The organism is Cytophagia bacterium CHB2 (genome assembly GCA_030263535.1).
In the GTDB taxonomy this organism is placed as follows: domain Bacteria; phylum Zhuqueibacterota; class Zhuqueibacteria; order Zhuqueibacterales; family Zhuqueibacteraceae; genus Coneutiohabitans.
Map to the genome: position 1 here is coordinate 1 of SZPB01000252.1, position 9608 is coordinate 9608.

At 51.2% G+C, this 9608-nt stretch carries 8 protein-coding genes; 4 read left to right on the plus strand and 4 right to left on the minus strand.

Annotation, left to right across the window (positions count from 1 at the left end):
• Positions 1 to 248: 248 nt before the first annotated feature.
• The 4 genes from FBQ85_20755 to FBQ85_20770 all read left to right on the plus strand — a co-directional run bounded on the left by FBQ85_20755 (position 249) and on the right by FBQ85_20770 (position 4474).
• Entirely contained in the window at positions 249 to 2657 is a 2409-nt protein-coding gene (locus FBQ85_20755) for a T9SS type A sorting domain-containing protein (protein ID MDL1877569.1), read from the plus strand.
• Positions 2658 to 2728: 71 nt separating this feature from the next.
• Positions 2729 to 3802 carry a DUF2652 domain-containing protein gene (locus FBQ85_20760; GenBank protein ID MDL1877570.1) on the plus strand — a complete coding sequence of 358 codons (1074 nt, stop codon included), beginning with the start codon at positions 2729 to 2731 and terminating at the stop codon, positions 3800 to 3802.
• A gap of 199 nt (positions 3803 to 4001) precedes the next feature.
• On the plus strand, positions 4002 to 4211 hold the full coding sequence (locus FBQ85_20765; protein ID MDL1877571.1) for a hypothetical protein: 210 nt from the start codon (positions 4002 to 4004) through the stop codon (positions 4209 to 4211).
• Complete coding sequence (locus FBQ85_20770; protein MDL1877572.1) at positions 4208 to 4474, plus strand: type II toxin-antitoxin system RelE/ParE family toxin; 267 nt, start codon at positions 4208 to 4210, stop codon at positions 4472 to 4474. Before FBQ85_20765 ends, FBQ85_20770 begins: the two co-directional genes overlap by 4 nt.
• Before the next feature lie 66 nt (positions 4475 to 4540).
• Here FBQ85_20770 and FBQ85_20775 read toward each other — a convergent pair whose 3' ends face one another.
• From FBQ85_20775 to FBQ85_20790, 4 genes are all read right to left on the minus strand, one after another.
• Entirely contained in the window at positions 4541 to 4885 is a 345-nt protein-coding gene (locus FBQ85_20775; protein ID MDL1877573.1) for a hypothetical protein, read from the minus strand.
• Between the two features lie 29 nt (positions 4886 to 4914).
• On the minus strand, positions 4915 to 5355 hold the full coding sequence (locus tag FBQ85_20780; GenBank protein MDL1877574.1) for a hypothetical protein: 441 nt from the start codon (positions 5353 to 5355) through the stop codon (positions 4915 to 4917).
• Between the two features lie 91 nt (positions 5356 to 5446).
• The gene (locus FBQ85_20785; GenBank protein ID MDL1877575.1) at positions 5447 to 7267 is read right to left on the minus strand and encodes a response regulator; all 1821 of its coding nucleotides are present in this window, start codon (positions 7265 to 7267) and stop codon (positions 5447 to 5449) included.
• A gap of 207 nt (positions 7268 to 7474) precedes the next feature.
• Positions 7475 to 8659, minus strand: coding sequence for a hypothetical protein (locus FBQ85_20790; protein ID MDL1877576.1), 1185 nt, complete (start codon positions 8657 to 8659; stop codon positions 7475 to 7477).
• Between the last annotated feature and the right edge of the window lie 949 nt (positions 8660 to 9608).

Here is a 9608-nt window from a genome sequence, read left to right on the forward strand (position 1 = left end):
CGTCAAGCTCAGCCAACGATCTCAGCCCAGGCTCACCGAAGCCGGCATCCGCTGCCTGAGCCTGTCGAAGGCAGCTTACTGATATACGACCACCTCCAAAGCGTTGCTCAGCCCTTTTGTCATTCTGCAAGAATCTTGTGAAGTTTCATATACTGTGCCGAGCATTTCACGGCAACTGGCACAGGTAGAATGCCAAAGTGAGAGAGCTATGCAAATTGAAGTAAGTTTGTGCAGGTTTGTTTGGGAGAATGAATATGAAATGGAAGGAATTTACTGTGACGAAATGCCGCCCAGCGATTTATGCCATCTTTTTGATCTTCAGCTTCGCCGCCGCATATGCGCAAAGCAACTACCGTGAAGAAAGCGCAAAAATTTTTGATAGCAATGCCGTCGCCATCATTCAAGTCGATCTCGCCCAGGAACACCTTGACTACATTTTGAATATTGCCAACGCCGAGAGTGACAGCCTGTTTCCGGCGCGACTGATTTTCAAAAACGACGTCATCGCCGGCGATACGCTGGAACCGGTGGGATTTCGCCTGCGCGGCAACACCTCGCGATATGCTCAAAAGAAATCATTCAAACTCGATCTCAACGAATACGTGCGCGGGCAAAAGCTCTATGGCCTGGAAAAACTGAACGTCAACGGCGAGCATAACGATCCGGCGATCATGCGCTCGCGGCTGTGCTGGGATTTGTTCAATCAAAGCGGCGTGCCCGCTGCGCGCACCGCATATGCCGCGCTTTACATTAACGGCCAATATTACGGCTTGTATGTCATCGTCGAGCATTATGATGAGAATTTTATTCTCGACCGCTTTGGCAACAACGATGGCAACTTCTACAAATGCCTGTATCCTGCGCCGCTCACCTGGCTTGGCCCGAATCAAGACGCCTACAAACAAATGCGCAACAGCCGTGATCGCGCTTATGAGTTGGAAATCAACGAAGAGATCGATGATTATTCCGATTTGGTGAGTTTCATCGGGTTTCTCAACAACACCAGCGACGCGGATTTTGCCCGCGCTATTGAAGAACGCTTCAATGTGCGCGCGTTCCTAAAGTATTTGGCAGTCAACACGCTGCTCGGGAGCTGGGATGATTATTGGTATTTGCAGAACAACTATTATCTCTATCACAACACCGTCAGCGGCAAATTCGAATTCATTCCATATGATTATGACAACACCTACGGCATCGACTTCGTCGGCGGCGATTGGGGCACACGCGATATTTACAATTTCGGCCATCCCTCCGAGCCGCGGCCGCTGGTCACGCGCGTGTTGAATATTCCTGCCTATCGGAATCTATATTCGTTTTATCTCAAAGAGGTTTTGAACGGCGCATTCACGTTGGCGGCGCATGAACCCAAATTCAACCAATGGCAAACGCTGGCCGGCCCGTGGGTGCAGGGCGATACGTATTATCCTCGCGATTATGGTTTTTCTTATTCGGATTGGCAGCAAGCGCTTGACGTTGCCTGGGGCCGGCATGTGGAATACGGCATCCGGCCGTTCATTCAAACCCGGCATGCCAGCGCGATGCAGCAATTACAAGAAGGGCCGCTGCCTGCGGAAATCATCGCAGTCGAATGGAGTCCGCAAAATCCCGCCCCCGGCCAGGATGTTCTCGTCACATGCCAGGTTGATGATAACGGCGCCACCCCGCCGCGCGTTGATCTGCTGTACAGCGTCGGCGGCGGGCCCAGCGTGCTGGCCGCGATGTATGACGATGGCCTGCATCTGGACGGCGGCGCGCAAGACGGTTTGTGGGCCGGCAGGATTTTCGGGCAAGCGCCGGACAAATCCGTGGAGTTTTATCTGCGCGTGCAAGGCACGGCGGGCGCGTGGTCGATTTATCCCGACACCGCGCCGTTTCAGAAGATCACTCTCGTCTCGCCAAGGCCAGCCGCAACATTTCCGCTGGTGATCAACGAGTTCATGGCGCAAAACTTTCGCACCATCACCGATCCGGCGGACGATGATTATGATGATTGGGTGGAAATCTACAATGCCGCCGACACCTCGGTTTCGCTGGCCGGCATGTTTTTGACGGACAATCTCGACAACACCACCAAATGGCAATTTCCCGACACGACAATGCCGGGCAAATCCTTTCTGTTAATTTGGGCGGATAACGAGGCCGGGCAAGGGCCGCTGCACACGAATTTCGCTTTGAGCGTGAACGGTGAGAGTGTCGGCTTATATGCGCCCACAGCCTTGGGCAATTTTTCCATCGATTCGTTGCGTTTTGGTCCGCAAAAGCCGGACACTTCTTACGGCAGAACACCGGATGGCGGCAACACCTGGGTGTCATTTTCCACGCCGACGCCGGGCGCGCCGAATGTCCCGGTCGGCGTTTCTGACCACAATGTCGCACAACAAAATTTGCCCACAGCTTTTCGCTTGCACGAGATTTGGCCGAATCCCGCGAAAACCGCGGCGAATATGCGCATTGAAATCAATCATCAGGGAGCTTACGAGATCACGCTGTTTGATATTCTCGGCCGGCAAGTGCGGCAACAACGGTTTCGTCTCGCGCAATTCGGCATGCAAAATATCGTGCTGCCGATTTCGGGTTTATCCCCGGGCGTTTATTTTGTGCGTGTGCAGGCTGCCGGGCATTTGCAACAAGCGAAGCTTCTGGTGATTGATTGATTCTATGGCAGCGAATAACGTTTTTTCAAATGCTGTTTGATAGAACTTCGAGTCGAAAAGGAGAATGACAAATGGCCTCATCGATCCAGCGAGGTTACTTTGTTCTGGCAGACATTTCCGGCTATACATCCTTTATGGTAAGCAACGAGCTTGATCATGTTCAGGGAATCTTGAACAATATCTTGACGCTCATCATTCGCCAACTGACGCCGCCCTTGACTTTGATCGAAATCGAAGGTGATGCCGTGTTCGCGTTTACGCCGCAAACCAAAATGCGGCGCGGGGAGACCCTGCTTGAACTCATTGAGACAACATACGTGGCGTTCCGGGACCGTCAAAAAACGATGCAGCGGAACGCCACCTGTGAATGCAATGCCTGCCAGGCAATTTCCAATCTGGATCTGAAATTTATCATCCACTACGGGGAATATGTTCTGCAGGAAGTCATGGGCCGCGACAAGCCGATCGGCTCGTGCATCAACCTGGCGCACCGCCTGCTCAAGAACAAAGTGAGCGAAGCCACCGGCTGGCGCGGATACGTCCTGTGCTCCGAGGTTGCGATGAAGCAAATGCAAGTATGGCCCAACGCCATGTATGCCGAACTCGAAAGCTACGAGCATCTGGGTGAAATCCAGACGTATAGCATAAACTTGGACACGCGATACAAGGAGCTTACTGAAGACCGGCGTACTCTACTGAAAGAGGAAGAAGCCGATGTTGCCCTCACCCATCATTTCCCGGCCTCGCCGGCCACGGTGTGGGATTGGCTGAATGATCCTCCTAAGCGTACCATCTGGATGAAGGGATCATCCTGGGCGGTGAAGGAGCGGCCAGACGGACGCACCAGAGCAGGATCTCACAACCACTGTTCGCACTATCGCTTCATCGAAGAGATTCTGGATTGGAGGCCGTTTGATTATTTCACGGTTCGCTATTCCCGAGGCTTTCTCAAGCTCATCATCACCGGCATGCTCAAGCCTACAGCAGAAGGCACGCGCGTGCATTGGAACATGAAATTCGACGGTTCCGGGCCGCGCTGGCTGCTTTGTCCAATCTGTAAGCTCATTGCCCTGCGTTTGATGAGAATGCGGCAATGCTTTCAAACAGTCGAGCGGCTGATTGTCGCCGAGGCCCAGGATTTTTGATTGGTTGAAATACTGATGATAGTTCGCCGGTTACATTAACGCGAAGCTTCTGGTGATTGGTTCTATTTTGCAGACTTCACGCTCATGATGCTGTGTTGCAAAGGATGATTGCTTAATTTTTATTTTATGCTATATTTTGACAACGTTGATTATTGTTGATTGTGCCCATAGTCCACCAACTTATTTTACGGAGATTAAAATGGACCAAGTAATTTTGGACGAAATCCGCCTGAAGAATGTATTAAAGACGGCGCTTATCGAAGTGCTGGAGGAGAGACGAGCTTTATTTTCGGAGCTTTTTGCAGAGGCGTTGGAGGATATCGCCCTGCTCAATGCCATAAAAGAAGGCGAGAACACAAAAGCGGCAAGCAAGGAAGAAATTTACAAAATAATTGAGGCGAAAGCGTGACCGTTGAATTTAAAAAGAGCTTTGCCCGCGACCTCAAGAAAATAAACGAAAAACAGTTGCTGCAGCATTTAAAAAGAATTGTTGAAGAAGTTGAGCAGGCGCCGAATGCCGGGGCAATTAATAATCTCAAGCAGATTAAGGGCGGAGAGAATTACTATCGTATCCGAATTGGAAATTATCGGATCGGATTGAAGCTGGAGAATGAAACTGTTGTTTTCGTCCGGTTTCTGCACCGAAAAGAAATCTACAGATACTTCCCTTAACTATTGCACCACAATCCCGAAAATTATGCCCGGCCTTACTGTCAAACCGTCTAACGCTTGCGTTCTTTAAGAAACCCATTGAATGACTATTTCTTTCTTTATCCACTTCCCATTCTTTTTCTCAAGCTTAAACAGGCCACCGTGACTTCCGAAAGGGGCGACATGTAAATCGTACCCCACGTAGGCCAAGTCCCCGATACGTTTTATGGGGCTGAAAGTAATCACGCCGATATATCCATTTTTAACAATTTGCCTATCATCAATTCCTTCTGTCATCTGAGAAATTAGGCTGCTTTGATGATTTCTGTTGCGCCAATATTTTTCAATTAAATACTGTAATTCCGGTTCCAATTGAATTTTGAATCTTCTCTTTTTGGAATGATGCCCTGCATCATTTGCCAGACTATCCAAGACAAAGCACGGATTGTATTCATCAAAAATTAACTTGTAGATCTCAAATTTTTCCTCGATAGCCAGAGATTCATGATAACGAATTGATGCATACGCAAATTTTGTATCAATTGTTTTTGGGAAAAAATGTCAAATCCAAGCAGCGCTGGATGTTCGAGAACGAAATCAAATAGTGCCAGGGAGAATACTGTACCAAAGCCTATGGCAAGTTTTCTTTTCCCCACTTTTCTCCAAACAAACACAATAAATACGGTCGCCAACTGCATGAGCAGGGCGGTTACCAGTACAACGAACAAAAAATGAGGCCAAGAAATAGAATCGAAAAACATTGTGCTGTAAGCATTCCAAAGCCCATTCTCCAATACATAAATTAGTTTCATCTCAAGTATAGTTGGCCATCCAACAAAGGCCAAAATAAAATACAAGGCGAACAAACAAAGGCTCTGTTTTATGGTAATTATTTTCATCATGAAGCAGAATATGATAACGCCCAACAGAATCTAAGGAAGTTTTTGTCGCAGCACTGAGAACTTTAGAAAAGCCTCCGCACCAAAAACCTCTTCACACCGCCGGAAAATACAACCTAAACTCAGTGCCTTTGCCCGGCTCGCTTTTCACATGAATCACGCCGCCGTGTGTGCGCACGATGCCGTAGGCGGTTGCCAGTCCCAGGCCTGAGCCTTTGCCCACGTGTTTGGTGCTGTAGAATGGTTCAAAAATGAGCTGTAATTTGTCCGCGGCAATGCCGACCCCGCTGTCGCGCAAGGCCACCACCACGAATCTCCCCGATTTTTCCGGCGTTTGCGTCAACACGTCGCTTTCCTGGCGCTCGCTGAAATATGTTTGCAAAACAATCTCCCCCTCTTGCGACATGGCTTCACAAGCATTGTCAATCAAATTCGAAAGCACTTGATGAAACTGCATGGGATCGAGCAACACTGCCGGAAGATCATCCCCCAACTTCTGGCGCAAGCGCACGCCGGGCGGCAGCCCGTGTGAAAGCGCATCGAGCGCCACGGCAATCACGTCGTTGAGGTTGACTTCAACGGGTTGGCCGGCGGCGCGACGGCTGTAGAGCAACAGTTGGCGGGTGATCTCGGAAGCGCGTTGCGCGGCGTTTTCGATCTCGCAAATGTCGTTGTAGTGGCGATCCTGCGCCCCCAATTCGTCTTTGATGAGCGAGGCATAGCCGATAATGCCCATCAAAAGATTGTTGAAATCATGGGCAATGCCGCCGGCAAGACGGCCGATGCTTTCGAGCTGTTGCGCCTGCTGCAGTTGCTGCTCCAACTCGCGCTGCTCGGTCACATCCAACCCGTGCGCGTGAATGATGCGTTCGTCGGCAATCGCATGAAATTCATAAAAAATGATGCGGCCTTCGACATGTACTTCACGATGCAATACTGGCGCAGTTGCGGCAGCGGCCAGCATGTCACGACAGAGGTCCGCCAAATCCGGGGGAAGAATGGCATACACTTCTTCCGTGGTTTTGCCACAGCTTTGCAGAAACTCCGCGGTAGCGGGATTAAAATAGCGCACGCCGCCCCATTCGTTCAATTCGAGTATGAAATGCGGGCTGAGTTTGGGGAAATTTGCCAGCCGCCGGCTTTCCGATTCCGCGCGCTGCTGCTGCGTGATGTCTTGCATAAAGCCTTCGAGATGCGAGAGGCGGCCTTCGGCGTCCCGCACCGCGCGCGCGCTTTTCTTCACCACGATCGGAGTGCCGTCTTTCTTGCGCAGCGTGTAAACCGCGTCGCAACCGTCCTCGCGCTCAGCAACTTTGCGTCCGAGTTCATCAAATTCTTCCGGGTTGAGAAACAAGTCCTGCCGAATATCGACGCTCAACAACTCCTCTTCGCTATTATATCCCAACATTTTGACCAGCGCCTCATTTGCCATCAAAAAGCGGCCTTCGGGCGCAGCTTGAAAAATGCCCATGAGCGCGTTCTGCACCAGACGCTGATAGCGCGATTCGGTTTCGCCCAGGCGGCGCTGCAAGGCGCTTCTCTCCAGCGTCCGGCGAATGGCGTGCGGCACCGCAGCACTGTAATCATTTGCTTTAACGAGGTAATCACTTGCCCCCAGTTTCATGGCTTGCACGGCAATGCGCTCGTCGCCCTGGCCGGTAATCATCAGCACCGGCACTTCCGGATGAGCGGCGCGGCAACGGCGCAAAAGTTCCAGGCCGTTCAAATCCGGCAGAGAATAATCCAGCAAAATGAGATCAAAGGAGAATTGTTCGAGTACCGCGAGAGCAGCCGTGGCTGTGGCAAAATGCGTGAGGTCCGCAGCGAATTCACGGCGCAGGCGATGCGTCAAGAGTTGGGCGTGATCGGGGTCATCCTCGACCACCAAAATGCGCAGATCCGAATAGTCTTTCATGGCACAGGGCAATAGGAGTCATACAAGCTGAGGGCCAGTGCGCAAAATAACAATCAGACTGGGGGAAAACAATTGATTTCAGCCAACGATCAAACCAAATTAAAATCCCCTCTCGCGTTCCGGCGCAAATTTTTCACGCCAGTGTAACGAGAGGGGATTGCTTTTCTCGGTTCTAGTTGATTCGATCAGCCGTGCAAGGGTTTTACATCATTGTGGCGGTTGGCTGCCGTCATCGCCGTTTTGGCCGTCTTGCTGCTGGCGCCGGGCTTCGCCTTCCAGAATGCGGCGCAGGCGTTCCAGCTCGCGTTCGGCTTTGCGGCGTTCATCTTTAATGCGCTCCAATTCCGCTTCGGCGGATTCGGTTTCGCGCTGTTCCTTGATGATTTGCTCGAACAGTTCGCGCCGGCTTTCAGCTTTGCGCATGAGCAAATCGCGCTCACTCATGGAGTACAGCGAGGTCGGCAAGAGCGTGATCTTTGCGCCCAGGCTCACGCGCCACGCCGAGTAGGACGGCAGGGTGAAAATGCGAGCTGGCACGCTCGTCGCACTCGGCTGGCCACTCAGGCGGATGTCCGAACTGGCGTCGAGGCTCATCCAACGATAGGCCTTATAAGAGACTCCCGGGGTAATATATGCTACCGGCGTGCGACTGAAGGCGGTCGTTGGTGGCGCATTAATAAAGGCGCTACCAAATAACTCGAGTCGAAAATTAAATTTCTCCGACGGCATAATTATAGACGCTCCGTAAAGAAATTCCTGCGTCATCTTTGTTACAGCAATCGCCGGAGATGAGGGATTTAGGATTTGTCCGACGTCATTATGATTCCAGTATCCCAGGTTGAAATGTGCGCTGAAGCCGTCTTCGGGATAGAGCGGATCGCGCGCGAAGGATACGATACCGGTGGCGCCGAAGCTGAATTTGCCCGCCGAGTAAGACTCAAAGGGTATATTATGCGTTTTTCCGGTGGGGAACCGCGTGCCCAACTCGATGCCGTAACTCATGGTCGCGCCGCGCTGGCCCAACGAGGCGATTTTTAAGCGGAGAAAAATGTCGTCGGGAATATTGAAGCCTTTACCGCTGCGATTCGTGTCTTGGTAAATCATAGGCACGAGTGAGGCCTCAAAATGCCGGCTGATTCCGTAGTTCAATGCTGCTCCGCCTTGCACATTCCAATAGGCAATCGCTGTTGTTCCTGTTTTCGGCGCCGCCGCAGGTGCATTGACCACTTTGCCATAAAAGCGGGTGTGAGTATACAGCGTTAAGTAACCAGGTTCCAAATTCCAGGCGGAGCGGACGAACGTCGGGCCGCGGCCGCCATGAAACGGCAATTGCGCTTGAACGTCAGACACGTTCACCAGCAACGCCCAAAAACCGAGAAACGCGATACTCATCCCAAACCCTCCTCGGGGCGAGCAGCACAATGACCGCCAGGAAAAGGAAAGCCGAGATGTTAGCTTATTCATGATGAAAACCTCCAAAATGTTGAGTCACGGCAGATTAACGAATCTAAACTGAACCCGAGCAAATCGAATCCAGGCTTCGCCGATGCCATTCGAAACGAAGCATGGTCAATCTCGTTGAAAATCATTTTTCAAGAAAACAGGCGGGTGGGCTTGCCGTGCCGGTGGTTGTGGAGAATTGGTAGCATGGGGTCGGAACCAAGCCCGTCCAGAAGGGCTTTGTCGGGGTTGCCTTTTCGGCTTTCCTGCCACAAAGGAGGTGGTCACTACTACTGAAAAGTACAAGTCCCTGTTGCCCTACGGCAGCTCGCCTCTTCGCTCTAACCAGCCCCTGGGTCGCGGGCTCTGGCAAAACCTTCGCAAAGTCGAGCCGCGGCTAAATATGACGTCCAGTCACCACGGACAACGCACTGTCCCATCAGCGCCGATAACGAATTATGACGTTGTTGCAACATGCCGGCAATGCCTTCAAAAAATTTTATGCCCATGCAAAAATTTTCCCCCGGCACGCCCACATGATTTTGATTGTCGCCAGGAAATACCAACACTTTTGCGCGTTCGCAGAAAATTTTTTGTTAAATGTTTCTGACAAACGCTGCCGCTGCGTTTGGGGCAAAACCCCGCGAACACGCGAAAAATCGCGGCCGCGCGCGGCTGTCTGACAATTATATCGTGGGTATCGTACCCGCCTGTTCTTGAAAATGCGTAAGTATAACCGCAAAAATAACTTTGTTCGTATTGAGGGGAGGTTTGAACCTGCGGCGCCCTTTTAGGAACGCCATTTAAATAACTTACTCATTTGGGGAACCGCTAATAAACGCGAATATTCGCTAATTTTAAAATTCGCGTTTATTGGCGTGCATTCGCGGTTTGAGATTTG